Source organism: Pandoraea bronchicola (assembly GCF_902459805.1).
Lineage (GTDB): Bacteria > Pseudomonadota > Gammaproteobacteria > Burkholderiales > Burkholderiaceae > Pandoraea > Pandoraea bronchicola.
In genome coordinates this window covers 15,484-31,926 of record NZ_CABPST010000013.1, presented here as the reverse complement: position 1 = coordinate 31,926, position 16,443 = coordinate 15,484, and the positions used below count along the sequence as shown (strand labels likewise).

The following is a 16,443-nucleotide window of genomic DNA, read 5'->3' as shown; positions in this document are numbered from 1 at the left end:
CGACAAAACGCACGCGGTTCGAGGCCGCGTGTTCGTGGTGTTTGCAACGATGACTACGGTGATGCCGGTGTTGCCCTGCGCGTCCCTCAGCTATTGCCCGGGAGCTGGTAATCGAGCTTCATGCAGAACCTGTGCTGTGACTGGCCTGCGAAATGCGTGTCCTGGAATGCGGGATACGTGGTGCCCTCGACGAGTCGCGTGGCCGTGTTGTCGAGCAACAGCGAGCCCGAGCTTGTCGTCACGTTGACGTCTTTCACCTTGCCGCCCCGATCGAGCATCAGGCACAGTTCGACGGCGCCCGTGGGCTTCTCGATCATGGCCTGACGACTCGTCGGATACTTCTTGCGCGATTCGACCAGTGCCCGTAGCGAACGCTCGTAGTCACGGTCCGGATCCCCTTTGCTTGCTGCCGCTTTCTGCACCGGCCTCGAATCGGCGGCCGCCGTCGTCGGTGCCGCATTCGTGGCCGTGTTGTGCGCCGAGGCGGCATTCGTTGCGGGGGCGCTGTCGGCGAGCGGTTGCGGCGACGGCGTCGCAGCAGGCGTCGGCTGCGGCGCGGGTTGGGGGCGTGGCTGAAGTTGCGGCTGCGGCTTGGGCTCCGGTTTCGGTTGCGGCTTGGGCTCGGGCCTGGGTTGCGGCTTCGGCTCCGGCTTGGGTTGCGGCAGCGGTTCCGACTTCGGCTGCGTTTTCGGCACCGGCGGCGATGGCGCGAGATCGATCTCGGTCAGCACCTCGGCCCGTTTGTCTCCCGGCGGCGGCGTCAGGCCACGGAACCCCGGGCCGAGCATCGCAGCCAGTGCGAGCAACAGCGTCAATCCGCTCGCCACCCAGTCACGACGGCGATAGATCGGCGTTGGAATCGAGAGTGCGGTCATTGCGCTTTCGCTCGCGTGGCGATGGATAGCTTGCTTACCGAAGCGGCTTTCAGCACATCCATGACATCAATCACACGCTGCATCAACGTGCCTTCGTCGGTCTTGAGCGTGACTTGTGCCTTCTCGACGTCACCCGCCTTCTCTTTCACCCGGGCACCGAGCGCTTCGAGCGTCGTGTCCGCACCGTCCACCTGCAACGCGCCATCGCGCGTGATGGTCACAACAACCGGCTTATCAGGGTTGACCTGTGCAGCGCTCGACGACTGCGGCAGTGTCGTCGACAGGCCACGCGACGGAATCACGTTGATGCTGAGCAACACGAAGAACACGAGCAGAAACATCATCACGTCGATCATCGGAATGATCTCGATGCGTGCGTGTCGTTTGGGAGGGTCTTCGAAGTGAATCATGGCAACGTCCTAAAAAGAACCCGGATTATTTTGGACGTCTATGAAATTTCCGTGAAGAACGGGAGATTTTGTTGCTGACAATCGTCTAGTGAAAATTTATCTCGTAAACGTAATAAATTTTCATAATTGACAAATATTCTGCGAGGTAGACCAACGGGACCGATCACTCTCGCGGCACCGAAACCTCATAAATAAAGGGTTCCAGACGAATGCGAGAAATTATTTCGTAAACGACATATGTAATTGCATATCTTTCGTATACGACGACGTCGCGCAAATGTCACACAGCGATCGCGCAGTCGGTCATCGATATTCACAGCACAACGACACGTTATTCGAGGAAGTCATGCGTCACACGTTTGCCGCGCTCGCGCTTGCGTTGAGCGGCGTCGCGCCCCTATGCGCAGCGCCGGCCCCCGTCACCGTTCCCGGCTTTGAACTCGTTCATACTGCGCCCACCGGTGCCGGCGCCGACAGCGACGATCTGCGCGACTCCGCCACCGTGTGGGCCGACATGTTCGATCACGCGAAGACGTCGATCGACTTCGGCCAGTTCTACGTCAGCGGCGAACCGGGCAGTCGCATGGACACGGTGCTCGAGCATCTCGAAGCTGCAGGCCGGCGCGGCGTGAAGATTCGCTTTCTGATGGAGGCGAAGGGCGAACGCATGTCGGACGAGGCCACCCTGTCGCGCGTCAGAAGCATTCCCAATCTCGAGTTCCGGATGCTCGATTTCTCGAAGGTTGGCGGCGGCATCATTCACGCGAAATACTTCGTCGTGGATCGTCGTGAGGGTTTTGTCGGCAGCCAGAACTTCGACTGGCGCGCGCTCGAACACATCGACGAGACAGGTGTTCGCGTAAGCGAGCCGAAGATCGTTGCGCAGATGCAGGCGATCTTCGAGCAGGACTGGCAGACGCAAGCCGCGCTCGCCAGCGGCGCCCAGCCCACCCTGCTCAATCGCGATGTGGCGCCCGCCGATATCGCGCAGACGTCCTTCCTCGTGGCCAGCCCGAACGCCTTCAATCCGCCGGGCGTCGGCGATTCGCAATCGGCCCTGCCGGCGTTGCTCGGGCAGGCAAAGCACAGTGTTCAGATTCAGTTGATGGATTACGCGCCGCTCTCATTCGGCGCGCCGGGCAAGCGCCCATACTACGGCGTGATCGACACGGCGCTTCGCACGGCCGCCGCGCGCGGCGTGAAGGTGCAGATGCTGGTGTCGAACTGGAATCTGAAACGCCCTGATGTTGCCTACCTGAAGAGCCTCGCTGTCGTGCCCAACGTCGAGTTGCGCGTGGTGACAGTGCCGCCCGCATCGAAGGGTTTCATTCCCTACGCGCGCGTGGTGCACAGCAAGACGATGGTCATCGACGGCGAACTCGCCTGGGTTGGCACGAGCAACTGGACGGGCGGCTATTTCGACAACTCACGCAATCTCGAAGTGGTCATGCGCGACGCAAAGATGGCACAGCGCGTTGCGCAATTGCAGCGCACGTGGTGGACCTCGCCATACACAGCACCGATCGATGTGTCGCGCGATTACCCGGTGCCGCATCCGGGAACGCCGTGAGGAGCCACAACACATGAAACCCACCGACCTCATCACCGCTGCGCACGGCGGCGTCGCTTTGCTCGACCGCACTCGCCGCACGTTCCTCAAAGGCGCGGGTGCGCTGGTCACCGTACCGCTGCTCAGTCCGTTCTCGCGAGCCTTCGCGGCGAATGCCGCAGACCCGTTCACATTGGGCGTGGCATCGGGCGATCCGGCATTCGACGGCTTTGTGTTGTGGACTCGCCTCGCGCCATCGCCGCTGTCGCCCGACGGGCTCGGCGGCATGGCTGGCATGCCCACTCAGGTGCCGGTGCAATGGGAGATTGCGCGCGACGACGCCATGCGTGACGTTGTGCGTCGCGGTGTCAGTTACGCGCCCGCACAGTTCGCCTACAGCGTTCACGTCGAAGTGAGCGGGCTCGAACCGCACCGCCCGTATTGGTATCGATTCACGGCACTGGGTGCGCAAAGTCCCGTGGGGCGGGCGGTCACAGCGCCGCTTGCCGATGCCCCGGTGGACCGGCTGCGCTTCTCGTTCGCCTCGTGCTCGCACTGGGAGGCCGGGTACTTCAGCGCGTATCGTCACATGGCGCTGGAGAATCCGGATCTCGTCATCTTCCTCGGCGATTACATCTACGATTATTCGCACGATACGAAGAAGAAAGACGCGGCGCCGATCGTGCGTCCGCACGATGGCCCGGACGCCAGGGACCTCACGGGTTATCGCAATCGCTATGCGCTGTATCGCACCGACCCGGACCTGCAAATGTTGCACGCCGCCGCGCCAAGTCTGATGACGTGGGACGATCACGAAGTCGAGAACGATTACGCCAACGCCTGGTCGCAGCACGCCAACGTGTCGGCCACGGATTTCCTGAAGCGTCGCGCGGCCGCCTATCAGGCGTATTACGAACATATGCCACTTCGTGCGATGTCGATACCGCGCGGGCCGGATATGCGGGTCTATGACCGCATTGCGTACGGCTCGCTCGTCGACTTCCATATCCTGGACGGCCGTCAGTACCGCACGCCGCAACCCTGTGCGCAGCCGAACTATCGAGGTGGCCATGTGGCGCCGGATAGCTGCACCGAGCGCACCGAAGCACGCCGCACGATGCTCGGCTTCGAACAGGAAGCCTGGCTTCACGACGGCTTCAGGCGGTCGCGTGCGCAATGGAACGTGATGGCGCAGGATCTGCTGTTCGTGCCGCTCTTGCAGAAGGATCGTCAGACCGGTGTCGTCGGTCATTGGACCGACGGCTGGGACGGTTATCCGGCCACGCGTGATCGCCTATTGCAGGCGATCACCCAAACCCGTCCGAACAATCCTGTGATCATTGGCGGCGACATCCACTCGTTCTGGACCAACGACGTGCATGCGGGCGCGCGTCCCGACTCGCCGGTGATCGCCACGGAGTTTGTCGGCACGTCGATCACAGCCGATCCGCCGCCTTACGAGCCGTTTGCCGAGTTACTTCCGGCAAATCCGCATGTGAAGTTCTTCGAGAGCCGGCATCGCGGCTATGTGTCCGTCGATGTGACGCCGCAGCAGATGCAGACCCGCTTTCAGGTGATCTCCGATCGCGCCGATATCCGGGCGACGGTCTCGACGCTCAAGCAGTTTGTCGTCGAGACCGGCGTACCAGGAGCGAAGGTCGCCTGACGTTCAGCCCCGCAGCAAGCCGAAGCGTCGCAGCTTGCGGTACAGCGTATTGCGGCTCACGCCGAGCTTGCGCGCTGCGGCGCTGACCTGCCCCTGACAAGCGTCGAGCGTTGCGCGCAACGCCTGACGCTCTGCCGCCTCCAACGGAGGCTCCATGAGCCCGTCCGGCGACGAGTCCGCCGGCGTCGCGGCTTGCGCTTCGCGCAGCTCGTCCGGCAGGTCGTCCAGCGTGATGACGCCACTCTCGCTCAGCGCGACCAGGGTGCGGATGACGCTGCTCATCTGACGCACGTTTCCCGGCCACGCATAGGCGCACAGGCGCTCCTGTGCGGCGTCCGTCACCGTGATCTGGCCCGGTTCGCAAGCCTGCGCCAACAGCCGTTGCATCAGGTCGATCTTGTCTTCGCGCTCACGCAACGGTGGCACGGTGATCTCGAGCCCGCTCAGACGATAGAACAGGTCCTCGCGGAACAGCCGCTCCGTGATTCGCTCGGCAAGATCGCGATGCGTCGCGCTGAGTATGCGAATGTCCAGCGGCACCGGATCGCCGCCGCCAAGCGGCGACACCACGCGGTCTTCGAGCACGCGTAGCAGACGGGTTTGCATGGCGAACGGCATGTCACCGATCTCATCGAGAAACAGCGTGCCGCCGTTGGCTTGCCACAACTTGCCGTTCATCCCCTCCTTGCGCGCGCCGGTGAAACTGCCGCCAACATAACCGAAGAGCTCGCTCTCGATCAGCGACTCGGGAATCGCCGCGCAATTCAGCGCCACGAACGGGCCGCTCGCCCTCGCACTTGCCGTATGCACCGCGCGCGCGAAGACTTCCTTGCCGCTCCCGGTCTCCCCCCGAATGAGTACCGGCACATCGTGAGCAAAGACACGACACGCCCGCGAGAACTCGCGTGCCAAAGCCGGATCGGAAAATGGCGGTGCAATCGTCTCCTGCCGGGGAATGGGTGGACGACTCACGCGCCGCGCCGCGCGCGACGGTGCCCGCACCATCGCCAATAGCGGCTCACCGGTATGTGTGCGAATTGGCCAGCACGCGCTCGGCGCGGGATGCCCTTGTGCAAGCAGCCCATCGAGCGACTGGGCAAACCATTGGTCCACACGCGTGCCCACAATCTGGTCGCGCCTCAAGCCCAAACGGTTCAATGCACTTTGATTGGCGGCAAGTACGCGCCCGGTATCGTCGAACGCGATCAATGCCTGCGCGAAGCCGCCGAGATGATCAGCCTGCTCCTGCAATTGAAGCAGCCATTCGTCGCGATAGTGCAGGAAGAAATACTCGCTCTCCACCACCTTCGCGGACAGGTTCACGAGCGCGAGCGTATGGAATTGGCTCTGCCGGGTGAGGTCTGCACTCGTTGACGACACGTCGATCACGGCAAGCAAATCGCCTTGCGGCGCAAATACGGGACTTGCCGTACAGGTGAGCGGCGTGTGCAGCGCGCGGAAATGGTCGTGCTGACAGATGATCACCGGCGCTCGCTCGACCGCGCACGTGCCAATGCCGTTAGTGCCTTCGCACGACTCGCTCCAGTCGGCGCCCGGCCACAGGCCCGCGCGATGAAAATCGTCGCGCTTGCCATCAGGGAGCCGGGAGTCGACGATCACGCCGTCGGGTGCCGTGAGTAGCACCGCCTGATGCGGATTCATCAGTTGGCGTTGCAGGCGCTCGAGCACGGGCGTGGAGACGCTGCGCAGCCGCTCCATCGCGCCGCGGCGCTCGCGCAGTTGTGTCGACTCCAGCACGCGTGGCGCCATGCGCGCCCCCGGGTCGAGCGCGTGCGTATCCACACAGCGCCGCCAGGAATCGGTGATGTTCGGGTCCGTCGCGGCAGCACCCGACGGTATATGACCCTGTACGACACTCAGCACACGGCGCGCGTGTGCTGACTCAGTATTGGCTGGCATTGGTCGTCTCCCCCCTGCCGGATGATCTCGTAGTCGTTCCCGAAGCATGTCCCATGCCGGACGCGATTGCAATGCGCTATGTCAATCGACAGCCGCAAAGCGATTGCCTGTCACAACCGCGAGACAGCGGGTGTCACCGCGCGAGACAAAGGTGTCACGAATTCGGTACACCCGAGCGTCGCCGTACGCCCGTCATCCGCGCGGATACGGCGTCGCCCGGAGGTGGCCCGCGACTTGCTTATTGCCTCGTGTGGCCGCAGCGCCACCGACACGACAATATCCGGAGACATAACATGCGATACGCCCCACCCGGCACGCCCGGTGCCCTGCTGTCTTTGCAATCGCGTTACGAGAACTACATCGGCGGCAAGTTCGTCCCGCCCGTGGAGGGACGCTATTTCACCAACACATCGCCCGTCACCGGCGGTGTCATCGGCGAGTTTCCGCGATCGACCGGCGCGGATATCGAGCTTGCGCTTGACGCAGCCCATGCGGCCGCGCCCAAATGGGGCAAGACGCCGGTGCAGGCACGCTCGCGCATTCTGCTGCAGATCGCCGACCGTCTCGAGGCACAGCTCGAGCGGTTCGCGGTCGCCGAGACGTGGGACAACGGCAAGCCGGTGCGCGAGACCCTCGCCGCCGATCTTCCGCTGGCCATCGATCACTTCCGCTACTTCGCCGGGTGTATTCGCGCGCAGGAAGGTACGGCAGCGGAGATCGACGAGCACACGGCCGCCTATCATTTCCATGAGCCGCTGGGTGTGGTCGGTCAGATCATTCCGTGGAATTTTCCGCTGTTGATGGCCGCGTGGAAGCTGGCCCCAGCGCTCGCCGCAGGCAACTGCGTGGTGCTCAAACCGGCCGAGCAAACGCCGCTGTCGATCACCCTGTTCGCCGAATTGGTGGGTGATCTGCTGCCGCCGGGCGTACTCAACATTGTTCAGGGATTCGGCAAGGAAGCCGGAGAAGCGCTGGCGTCGAGCCGGCGCATCGCGAAAATCGCCTTCACCGGATCGACGCCCGTCGGCGGGCACATCCTGTCGCGCGCGGCGGCCAACCTGATTCCGAGTACGGTCGAGCTGGGAGGCAAGTCGCCGAACATCTTCTTTGACGACATCATGCGCGGCGAGCCGGAGTTCATCGAGAAGGCCGCTGAGGGCCTCGTGCTGGGCTTCCTGAATCAGGGTGAGGTCTGTACCTGCCCATCGCGCGCGCTCGTGCAGGAGTCGATCTACGAGCCCTTCATGGAGGTCGTGATGGCACGGGTCGCACGTATCAAGCGCGGCGACCCGCTCGACACGGAAACGGCCATCGGTGCGCAGGCGTCGCAACAGCAGTTCGACAAGATCCTCACCTACCTCGATCTCGCACGAAAGGAAGGTGCGCAAGTGCTGACGGGCGGTGGCATCGAGATACTGGACGGGCCGCTGGCGTCGGGCTTTTACATCCAGCCAACGCTGCTCAAAGGCGACAACCGCATGCGCGTGTTCCAGGAGGAGATCTTCGGTCCGGTGGTGGGCGTGACCACGTTCCGCGACGAAGCCCAAGCCCTGGCGATTGCCAATGACACCGAGTTCGGGCTGGGGGCAGGCGTGTGGACACGCGACATCAATCGCGCCTACCGCATGGGCCGTGCCATTCAGGCAGGGCGCGTGTGGACCAACTGCTATCACCTCTACCCGGCGCACGCCGCGTTCGGCGGGTACAAGAAGTCCGGCATCGGTCGCGAGACGCACAAGATGATGCTCGATCACTACCAGCAAACGAAGAACCTGCTGGTGAGCTACGACATCAATCCGCTCGGCTTCTTTTGAGCGCTCGCTCTACTCGCCCCTGAGTTTGCAGCAGATCAAAGACGCATCGCACCTTGGGTGCGATGCTGACTGCAGTGCTTGCGAGAGATGATTCTGGACACCGCATGCGCGCTCATGTTCATCGGTGCGCGCGTGGTGTGCCCCTCACAGAACAAATAAGGAGCATGACCATGAGTACGACCTTCTTTATTCCCGCCGTCAACATGATGGGCATTGGCAGCCTCGACGAGGCGATTGCCGCCCTGCGTCAGTACCATTTTCGCCGCGCATTGATCGTGACCGACGCCGGACTCGCCAAGGCGGGTGTCGCTGAGAAGGTGTCGAAGCTGTTGACCGAACAGGACATTCAGTCGGTGGTGTTCGACGGCGCGAAGCCGAACCCGACTGTCGGCAACGTGGAAGCCGGGCTTGCCATTCTCAAACAAAACCAGTGCGATTTCGTGATTTCGCTGGGCGGCGGCTCGCCGCACGACTGCGCGAAGGGAATTGCCCTGTGTGCGGCCAATGGCGGACACATTGCCGATTACGAAGGTGTCGATCGCTCGAAGAAGCCGCAACTGCCGCTCGTCGCGATCAACACGACAGCCGGTACCGCGAGCGAGATGACGCGCTTCTGCATCATTACCGATGAAAAGCGTCATGTGAAGATGGCGATCGTCGACCGTAACGTCACGCCGTTGCTGTCGGTCAACGATCCGGCGCTGATGGCCGCGATGCCGAAGGGACTGACAGCCGCGACGGGCATGGATGCGCTCACCCATGCGACGGAAGCGTATGTGTCGACTGCGGCGACGCCGATCACCGACGCCTGCGCACTCAAGGCCGTCACGCTGATTTCGCAGAATTTGCGGCGCGCTGTGTCGCATGGCGACGATATGACGGCGCGCGAGAACATGGCGTACGCGCAGTTTCTGGCGGGTATGGCGTTCAATAACGCGTCGCTCGGGTATGTTCACGCGATGGCGCATCAGCTCGGCGGGTTCTACGACTTGCCGCACGGTGTCTGTAACGCCGTGCTGCTGCCTCACGTGGAAGAGTTCAACGCGAGTGTCAGCGCTGGCAGGTTGAAGGATATCGCGCAGGCGATGGGCGAGAAGGTCGACGTTCTGAGCGACGAAGAAGGCGCGAAGGTAGCGATTGCCGCGATCCGCCGGCTGTCCAAGGACATCGGGATTCCCAATGGGTTGACCGAACTTGGCGCGAAGCTCGAGGACATCCCGACGCTTGCCGCGAACGCAATGCAGGACGCTTGCGGGTTCACCAACCCGCGACGTGCCGAGCAAGCGCAGATCGAAGAGATTTTCCGACGGGCGTTTTGATGAAGCGGGTCGTCGAATACTGACGCACTGCATCAGGGGCACGCATTGACGTGACGTTCCGCCCCGATTTGAGCGGCACGCCTGTTTAGAGTCCAATCATGTGGTTATGAGACTGGATGTTGTTTGCCTTCGCGTACTCAACAGCGTAACCGTACAGCACTTGCTTCTACTGGTCGAGTACCGTCAACGGCGACGTGCTGTCGGTCGACCGACCATTGATGACGCTAGCCTCGCCGCTCGCGGAGCAACATCGGCATGCCTTGAGCATGGCTTGAAACGACAAAGGGCTACGTGAAATCACGTAGCCCTTTGACACATCGAGTGCGACTGCGGCACCAGAGCCTACCACCTGCAACTTCAAAAATTCCCACGCCTCGACGGACTCGGGCGAGCCCGGCACATCACTGCGAATCGACTACGCCCTGTCACCTAACACCGTGGCACGTGTGAATTCCTCGATGTTGTCCAGCAATGCGTCGAGCGCTTCGCCCGCGCGCATCACTTCGCCGGCAGCAATCGATTCGGCCACTTCCGCATGCAGACGCGCCATCGTCGGCAAGTCGGCGGCTTCCTTATAGTGGTAGTACCAGAAACGGCGAGACAGTCCGTGCATCAGGCGCATCGCGCCTTCGGCGAATTCGTTACGCGCGGCGACCAGACACAACTCATTGAACTCGCGGTCGGCGCGGACAAACTCCACATCCTTGCCGCTGCGCGCAGAAGTCTTGAACTCCTTCGCCAAACGCGCGAAATGCGCACGCTGTTCGGCCGTGGCCTTCTTCGCGGCGCTCCTGGCAATGAGCCGCTCCACCTCACGCCGCGTCTCCAGCAGGCGCAGTTGCTTGCCAACATCCATCGGCGGCACCAGCAACCCGCGCTGCGGCAACACCACAATCAAATGTTCGCGAGCCAACCGCTGGATCGCCTCACGAATCGGCGTGCGGCCAAAGCCCGTCATTTCGCTCAACTGCAACTCCGACAGGGTCGAGCCCGGCTCGAGTCGCAGCGTCACTATCGCCTCTTCAATCCACTCGTACGCCATATCGGCCATATGGCCACGCGGAATAGCTTCCGACCGCTCGTCCGGCGCGATGGCTTCCGATTTCCCCTTACGTTGCGTCGCTTTTCTTGTCGCCATTTGGGCAGAGTTCAGAGCAAATATTAATTGTATATCACCTGCTTCCGACGACTCACCATGACGCACCAAGGGCCTCGCGGCCCGACGCCAGCACGCACCGCGGCGGTTCCCGCAGTCGTTCACCTCACCCTGAACCCCGGGCTTTCCCTGTGTCCACGTCGCTTGCTCAACCCATCTAATATGCTATTATCAATCAACTAATATATTACTAAAACACAAGGGTTTGCGATGGACATCCGGCATGTAGGAAAGCCCGACGGCTTTCCAGTGGTTGCCCTGCATGGCATTCAGGGGACGAGCGATTCCTGGGTTCCGCTCGCCACTGCGCTTGGCGATGCGTTCCACTTCGTCTTGCCCAACATGCCAGGTCGTGGCGACGCGCAATATCCGGCCTCCCCTCATACGTGCAGCGCAGACGCGTTCGCGCGCCTCGCGAGCGCTGTCATCGCGCAGGAAATCGGCTCCCGCCCCTACATGCTTGCCGGCTGGAGCATGGGCGTGTCGGTGATTCTCGAACTCATGGCGCACCTGGCGAATGGCAAGGCACGCCACCCGCCTCCGGAGGCCGTCGTGCTGATGTCCGGCACCGCGCAGCTGAATGAGGTGTCCTGGTTCAAGGCGTCGGGAGAAACGGCGCTCCTGGATGAGATCCGGCACCGGGAGATCCGTCTCGGACTCAAGCGTGCGGCACACCCGCAGGTCGTGGCCTGGACCTGGCGTGCGCTCAAACCTGTCTCGCATCTCGCGCACCTGCCCCTGGTCACCATGCCCGCCCTCATCGTCCACGGCAGTGACGACGAGGACTGCCCCGTCGATCATGCGCATCGCATGTGCGCGGGCATCCGCAACGCGACGCTGCATGTCATTCCGCGTGCGCGCCATTCCCTCCTGACGCAGAACACGCAAGACGTCGGCGTCGTCATGCGGGCCTTCATGACGCGGCACCGCGCGGCATCCCTTCCACCGGTCAATCGAGAGGAAATTTCGTGAGGATTGATGACTGCATCCACTTTTGCGCGCCATCTCGGCTCGTCATTGAACTGGGCTATCGCCGCAAGCTCCCCCAACTGCTGCACGGCCTGGGTTATCGGCGGGGACTGCTCGTCACCGACCGCTTCTTCGCAGAGAAGACCCCCTGGGTCGACGAATACGTGACCGCGTGCGAACGCCTCGGTATTCGTGTGGACGTCTACGCTGGCGGGCAGGCAGACCCCACCACCGACCTCTGCGACCGCGCGACAACCGACCTGCGCAAGGCGCTCGGCGGCCAAACACCGGACCACGTCGTCTCTCTGGGCGGCGGTAGCAACATCGACCTGGCCAAGGCGTTGTGCGTCACGCTTCCTTCGGGGCGCCCTGTGCGCGACTTCAGTTCCGGGATCACGAGCGATACGGCGGTCATCGACCACATCGCCGTGCCGACGACAGCAGGCACGGGCTCGGAGCTCACACCGGGCACGATCCTGTTCGATTCGGCGACCGGCATCAAGACCGCCGTGATGGACAACCGCCTGCGTCCGGTCATCGCGGCTGTCGATCCTGAACTCACGTTCACCTGCCCGCCCAAGGTCACGGCGGAGTCCGGCGTCGACGCCCTGACGCACGCGCTCGAATCGTTCGTCACGCTCGACTCCGGACGGTTCGACCGCAACGGCAACATCGACCCGGGCTATAGCGGTCGAAGCAGCCTCACGATGCTCTTTGCGCGTGAGTCCGTTCGGCTCGCTGCGGCGTATCTGCTGCGTTGCTATGAGAACGGCGATGATGTGGAGGCACGCGTTGGCATGTGCTATGCGAGCGTCTATGCCGCCATGTCCTACGGCAGTGCGGGTCTCAACGCCGTTCACGGCATTGCCTATGGGGTTGCCGCATTGACCCACAAGTCCCACGGCGCCACGAACGCAGTGGTTCTGCCTTACGTCATCGATGTGCTGCGCGAGTCGCGCCACGCCGAGTTGCTGGAAGTCGCCCGAATGTTCGGCATCGACACGGCCGACGAGGTCGAGGCAGTCCGCACATTGCCGCACAAACTGCGCGATCTCGTCGGCAGGCTGGACATCCCCACCGATCTCAATGCCTTCGGAATTCCCAAGGCATCCCTGAAAGATCTGCTCACCGATTCCCTTGGCGTGACTCGGTTGGCCAAAGCATTCCCGGTCGGGAATATCGAAGCGCACTACGCGGAAATCATCGATAACGCGTGGCAAGGTGTGCTTCGAGACGAGAAGGCAGAGAGACTGACGGCAGCCTGATCGCATCGGGTCGATTCGATCCGGCCGGTCAGCGCCGCCCCGCAAAGACACTACACAAGATTCGGCCGGCCCAACCGGTCGCTTTGCGCCTCGACGCCTAATATGTTAGATGACTATTAGAAGCATGCATTGGAGGAGACACAAGCATGGATATGCCTACGGCCGCGTCGCGGCTGGGTGTTGACGTCGTCGCGCGGCTTGAGCGACTACCGATGACCCACTATCAACGAACCCTTTTCTCGATCATCGCCACGGCCTGGTTTTTCGATTCGATGGATCTCGGGCTGATGACGTTCGTTCTCGGATCGATAAAGGCGGAATTCGGCCTGTCCGCGTCGCAAGCCGGGCTTCTCGCCAGTTCGAGCTTCCTTGGGATGTTTCTGGGCGCCGCTACGGCGGGCCTGCTCGCGGACAAGTTCGGGCGCAAACCCGTCTTTCAGGTCAGCATGATTTTCTGGGGCGTCGGCAGTTTGATGTGTGGCTTCGCGCATAGTGTCGATTCGCTGATGCTATATCGCGTGCTGCTCGGCTTCGGCATGGGAATGGAGTTCCCGATCGGTCTGTCGATGGTCTCGGAGATCGTGCCGGCCAAGAGTCGCGGCAAGTATGTCGCCATCCTGGAAGGCTTCTGGCCCATCGGCTTCATCGCAGCAGGCGCCTTCTCTTACTTCATGCTGCCCGTGATCGGCTGGCGCGGAATCTTCATCGCGCTGGCAATCCCTGCCGCGTTCGTTTTCGTAATCCGACGCATGGTGCCGGAATCGCCGCGGTGGCTGGAAGACACCGGGCGCATGAGAGAAGCGGCGGATGTGATGAACCACATCGAAACCAGGGTCGAAAACGCCTACGGCCGCAAGCTTCCGGAACCGGCGATGACGCCGGGCGCGCCGCGCCTGGCGTCGGGCCGCAAGGCGCTTTTCGCGGAGATTTGGAGCGGCATCTACGCGAAGCGCACGATCATGCTCTGGACGACCTGGTTCTTCGCACTGCTCGGTTACTACGGGCTCACGACATGGCTGGGTGCACTGCTGCAACAAGCCGGCTATGAGATCACCAAGTCGGTGCTCTACACCGTCTACATCTCGCTCGCCGGCATTCCTGGGTTCCTCTTTTCCGCATGGTTGCTCGAGAAATGGAGACGCAAACCGACGTGCGCACTGATGCTGCTTGGCAGTGCCGTTGCAGCCTATCTGTATGGTCAGGCTGCGGGCAGCAAAGCGCCCATCGAGCAGCTCATTGCGGCGGGTCTCATGATGCAGTTCTTTCTGTTCGGCATGTGGTCAGTGTTGTACGCCTATACGCCGGAGCTCTATCCGACCCGCATGCGCGCTACCGGCTCTGGCTTCGCCTCCTCCATCGGACGCGTCGGGTCGCTTGCCGGCCCCTTCGCCATCGGCGTGCTGCTGCCCACATGGGGACAAACGGGGGTGTTCACCATGGGCGCGCTCTCCTTCGTCATCGCAGCACTCGCCGTGCTGTTGCTCGGCATCGAAACAAAGGGCCGCTCGCTTGAGGATGTTTCGCATTAGCGTTTCGTATCGGGCGCCGTTCGACCGGCGGGAGCATTGTTCCCGCCGGTCGGCGTGACGGCAGCGGCACCGGCTGTGAGCGGCGCCAGTCCCGCTTCACCTTGCCTGGACACACGTTCCGATAGACCCACCGCTTCGATCTCCCACTCCCGAGCAACGGACGTAACTCAGTTGACTTTTGTTTTCCCTTAACTAATATATTAGTTGCGTATTTGTAATTTTTACCGACTCAACCGCAGGAGAAACGTCATGATCACAGAGCGCCAGTTGAAGTTCAGGGCGCAGTACCAGTCCGACATCAGCCCGATGTACAACGGTCTTTTGCACATCACGGTGATGTACATCGTGGCCATCGGTGCGGTGTGCTACGCCGTCAGCCAGTTACAGCATCCGACCTGGGAATGGCTTCTGATCCTCCCGGTTTTCCTGGCCGGCAACTTCGTCGAGTGGTTCATGCATCGGTTCGTGATGCATCGTCGCGTGGATGTCTGGGGGCTGCGCGAGATTTACAACCGCCATACCCGTCAACATCACCAGTACTTCACGGATCAGTTGTCGACGATCGACACGACGCGCGAATTCCGGATCGTGTTCTTCCCGTGGCGCGTGCTGATCACGCTGGGTGTTGGCGGCGGCGTCTTCGGTTACTTGACCTCACTGGTCCTGAACACCAATGCAGGCTGGATGGTCTTCCTGACGATGGTCGGCCAGTACGTGATCTATGAGACCTTCCACTACTGTTGCCACTGCCATGAGAACTGGTTCGTGCGCAACATGCCGTTCATCAACACCATTCGCCGTCATCACACGGCCCACCACAACATGGGCATCATGATGAAATACAACATGAACCTGACGTTCCCGATTGCCGATTGGTATATGGGAAGCAGCGATTTGCGCCGCGGTCTGCTCGGCCATCTCTTCAACGGCTACAGCGAGAAGCATGTCAAGGCCGAGCTCAAACCCATCATCGCGAAGTTCAGGGACGATCACTCTCGCGTCACGCTCGACGGCCCCATCCTCACAGATGAAGAGCGCAGAGCCATGACGGCTATCTGAGCAACGTGGCTTAGGAGCTGGATGGCGAGAAAGGCAATCACGGCGATGCCTGCCCGGAAGGTGTTCGGCGTAGTGACTTTTCCTCATACCAACGCCTCGTCTGCGTTGAGGAGCCACGATCTCTGGATTCGTCCGGTGCGGAATTTTCCGGACGGGCCGGACTTGCTCTGACTGCCATCGATGGTGCGACTGAAGTTGGCGCGCTTGTCAGCGGACGCTGCGGAACAGCAGCGATTATGCAGTGCAAGAAAACGGGCCCCATTCCTGGGGCCCGCTTCAACATTGGTGCCGCTGCCAGATTCGAAGCCGCTGCCTGACGATTTCTCCGGTGTACCGCCTAGAAGATCCAGTTGAGCTTGGCTGAAGCCGATTGATTCAGATAACCGCGGCGGCCTTCGGCGTCGTCGCGTATCGACACACGAACACGCTGGCTGGGCCGATAGGTGTAACCAACACCCGCCTTAGCGATCCAGGCGCCGTGATCAATGCCGGAGGCCACGAAACTCTGGCCTGGCTCGCCGGCATAAGAGGCCACCAGATTCCCCTTGTCGTTGATCAGGTCGTATCCCACGCCAACGTTGGCCTCGAAATGCGATTTCTCGGAAAACGCGTGCATGAACCGGTTATCCGCGCCCAGCACCAGGGCCACGGCCGCCGCGTACTGGTCGAGCGGCATCGTCCGCGTCATCGGCGTGTCGGTAAAGCCCGGCGCAATCGAATTCACTGCGATCTGCCGGACTCGCAACTCCATCGCCATCGCGCGCGTCAGACCGATAACGCCCGCCTTGCTCGCCACATCGTCGGCGAAACCGCGTCCGCCCAATGCCCCGCGCGACGACACCATCACGATACGGCCGCCCGGGCCCGGGCGTTAACCAATGCCGGCGTCATACCGTATCCCATTTGAAATTG

The 16,443-nt window shown here is 61.9% G+C and carries 13 protein-coding genes; 8 read left to right on the top strand and 5 right to left on the bottom strand.

Features of this window, described 5'->3' with window-relative positions; translation table 11 throughout:
* Positions 1-86 precede the first annotated feature (86 nt).
* Both PBR20603_RS19995 and PBR20603_RS19990 read right to left on the bottom strand, forming a co-directional pair.
* Complete coding sequence (locus PBR20603_RS19995) at positions 87-875, bottom strand: energy transducer TonB (RefSeq protein ID WP_150561207.1); 789 nt, start codon at positions 873-875, stop codon at positions 87-89.
* The gene (locus tag PBR20603_RS19990) at positions 872-1,285 is read right to left on the bottom strand and encodes an ExbD/TolR family protein (protein WP_150561206.1); all 414 of its coding nucleotides are present in this window, start codon (positions 1,283-1,285) and stop codon (positions 872-874) included. Before PBR20603_RS19990 ends, PBR20603_RS19995 begins: the two co-directional genes overlap by 4 nt.
* Before the next feature lie 346 nt (positions 1,286-1,631).
* Between PBR20603_RS19990 and PBR20603_RS19985 the strand changes: the two genes are divergently transcribed.
* Positions 1,632-2,855, top strand: coding sequence for a phospholipase D-like domain-containing protein (locus tag PBR20603_RS19985; protein ID WP_150561205.1), 1,224 nt, complete (start codon positions 1,632-1,634; stop codon positions 2,853-2,855).
* A gap of 13 nt (positions 2,856-2,868) precedes the next feature.
* The gene (locus PBR20603_RS19980; RefSeq protein WP_150561204.1) at positions 2,869-4,500 is read left to right on the top strand and encodes an alkaline phosphatase D family protein; all 1,632 of its coding nucleotides are present in this window, start codon (positions 2,869-2,871) and stop codon (positions 4,498-4,500) included.
* A 3-nt stretch (positions 4,501-4,503) separates the two neighbouring features.
* On the opposite strand, the gene PBR20603_RS19975 is transcribed toward PBR20603_RS19980, so the two are convergent.
* A complete protein-coding gene (locus tag PBR20603_RS19975; RefSeq protein WP_150561203.1) occupies positions 4,504-6,420 on the bottom strand; it encodes a sigma-54-dependent Fis family transcriptional regulator in 1,917 nt (638 codons plus the stop codon).
* 293 nt (positions 6,421-6,713) lie between these two features.
* Between PBR20603_RS19975 and exaC the strand changes: the two genes are divergently transcribed.
* Both exaC and yiaY read left to right on the top strand, forming a co-directional pair.
* Complete coding sequence (gene exaC, locus PBR20603_RS19970) at positions 6,714-8,234, top strand: acetaldehyde dehydrogenase ExaC (RefSeq protein WP_150561202.1); 1,521 nt, start codon at positions 6,714-6,716, stop codon at positions 8,232-8,234.
* A gap of 170 nt (positions 8,235-8,404) precedes the next feature.
* Positions 8,405-9,553 carry an L-threonine dehydrogenase gene (gene yiaY, locus PBR20603_RS19965; protein ID WP_150561201.1) on the top strand — a complete coding sequence of 383 codons (1,149 nt, stop codon included), beginning with the start codon at positions 8,405-8,407 and terminating at the stop codon, positions 9,551-9,553.
* 415 nt (positions 9,554-9,968) lie between these two features.
* On the opposite strand, the gene PBR20603_RS19960 is transcribed toward yiaY, so the two are convergent.
* Positions 9,969-10,691 (bottom strand): GntR family transcriptional regulator, encoded by a 723-nt coding sequence (locus PBR20603_RS19960; protein ID WP_425495835.1) that lies wholly within the window; start codon positions 10,689-10,691, stop codon positions 9,969-9,971.
* A 228-nt stretch (positions 10,692-10,919) separates the two neighbouring features.
* Here PBR20603_RS19960 and PBR20603_RS19955 point away from each other — a divergent pair, with 228 nt between their 5' ends.
* From PBR20603_RS19955 to PBR20603_RS19940, 4 genes are all read left to right on the top strand, one after another.
* On the top strand, positions 10,920-11,681 hold the full coding sequence (locus PBR20603_RS19955) for an alpha/beta fold hydrolase (RefSeq protein WP_150561200.1): 762 nt from the start codon (positions 10,920-10,922) through the stop codon (positions 11,679-11,681).
* Positions 11,678-12,943, top strand: a complete 1,266-nt coding sequence (locus PBR20603_RS19950) for an iron-containing alcohol dehydrogenase (protein ID WP_150561199.1) — start codon at positions 11,678-11,680, stop codon at positions 12,941-12,943. Before PBR20603_RS19955 ends, PBR20603_RS19950 begins: the two co-directional genes overlap by 4 nt.
* A gap of 146 nt (positions 12,944-13,089) precedes the next feature.
* Complete coding sequence (locus tag PBR20603_RS19945; protein WP_150561198.1) at positions 13,090-14,472, top strand: MFS transporter; 1,383 nt, start codon at positions 13,090-13,092, stop codon at positions 14,470-14,472.
* Between the two features lie 249 nt (positions 14,473-14,721).
* The gene (locus PBR20603_RS19940; RefSeq protein WP_150561197.1) at positions 14,722-15,531 is read left to right on the top strand and encodes a sterol desaturase family protein; all 810 of its coding nucleotides are present in this window, start codon (positions 14,722-14,724) and stop codon (positions 15,529-15,531) included.
* 337 nt (positions 15,532-15,868) lie between these two features.
* Here PBR20603_RS19940 and PBR20603_RS19935 read toward each other — a convergent pair whose 3' ends face one another.
* Positions 15,869-16,381 carry an SDR family NAD(P)-dependent oxidoreductase gene (locus PBR20603_RS19935; protein ID WP_281356079.1) on the bottom strand — a complete coding sequence of 171 codons (513 nt, stop codon included), beginning with the start codon at positions 16,379-16,381 and terminating at the stop codon, positions 15,869-15,871.
* Positions 16,382-16,443: the final 62 nt, after the last annotated feature.

Excerpts from the sequence above, each read along its gene's own strand:
- PBR20603_RS19960 (WP_425495835.1), bottom strand. The coding sequence starts at position 10,691 with ATGGCGACAAGAAAAGCGACGCAACGTAAGGGGAAATCGGAAGCCATC.
- PBR20603_RS19975 (WP_150561203.1), bottom strand. The coding sequence starts at position 6,420 with ATGCCAGCCAATACTGAGTCAGCACACGCGCGCCGTGTGCTGAGTGTC.
- PBR20603_RS19945 (WP_150561198.1), top strand. The coding sequence starts at position 13,090 with ATGGATATGCCTACGGCCGCGTCGCGGCTGGGTGTTGACGTCGTCGCG.
- PBR20603_RS19955 (WP_150561200.1), top strand. The coding sequence starts at position 10,920 with ATGGACATCCGGCATGTAGGAAAGCCCGACGGCTTTCCAGTGGTTGCC.
- PBR20603_RS19980 (WP_150561204.1), top strand. The coding sequence starts at position 2,869 with ATGAAACCCACCGACCTCATCACCGCTGCGCACGGCGGCGTCGCTTTG.
- PBR20603_RS19985 (WP_150561205.1), top strand. The coding sequence starts at position 1,632 with ATGCGTCACACGTTTGCCGCGCTCGCGCTTGCGTTGAGCGGCGTCGCG.
- PBR20603_RS19940 (WP_150561197.1), top strand. The coding sequence starts at position 14,722 with ATGATCACAGAGCGCCAGTTGAAGTTCAGGGCGCAGTACCAGTCCGAC.
- PBR20603_RS19990 (WP_150561206.1), bottom strand. The coding sequence starts at position 1,285 with ATGATTCACTTCGAAGACCCTCCCAAACGACACGCACGCATCGAGATC.
- PBR20603_RS19995 (WP_150561207.1), bottom strand. The coding sequence starts at position 875 with ATGACCGCACTCTCGATTCCAACGCCGATCTATCGCCGTCGTGACTGG.
- yiaY (WP_150561201.1), top strand. The coding sequence starts at position 8,405 with ATGAGTACGACCTTCTTTATTCCCGCCGTCAACATGATGGGCATTGGC.
- exaC (WP_150561202.1), top strand. The coding sequence starts at position 6,714 with ATGCGATACGCCCCACCCGGCACGCCCGGTGCCCTGCTGTCTTTGCAA.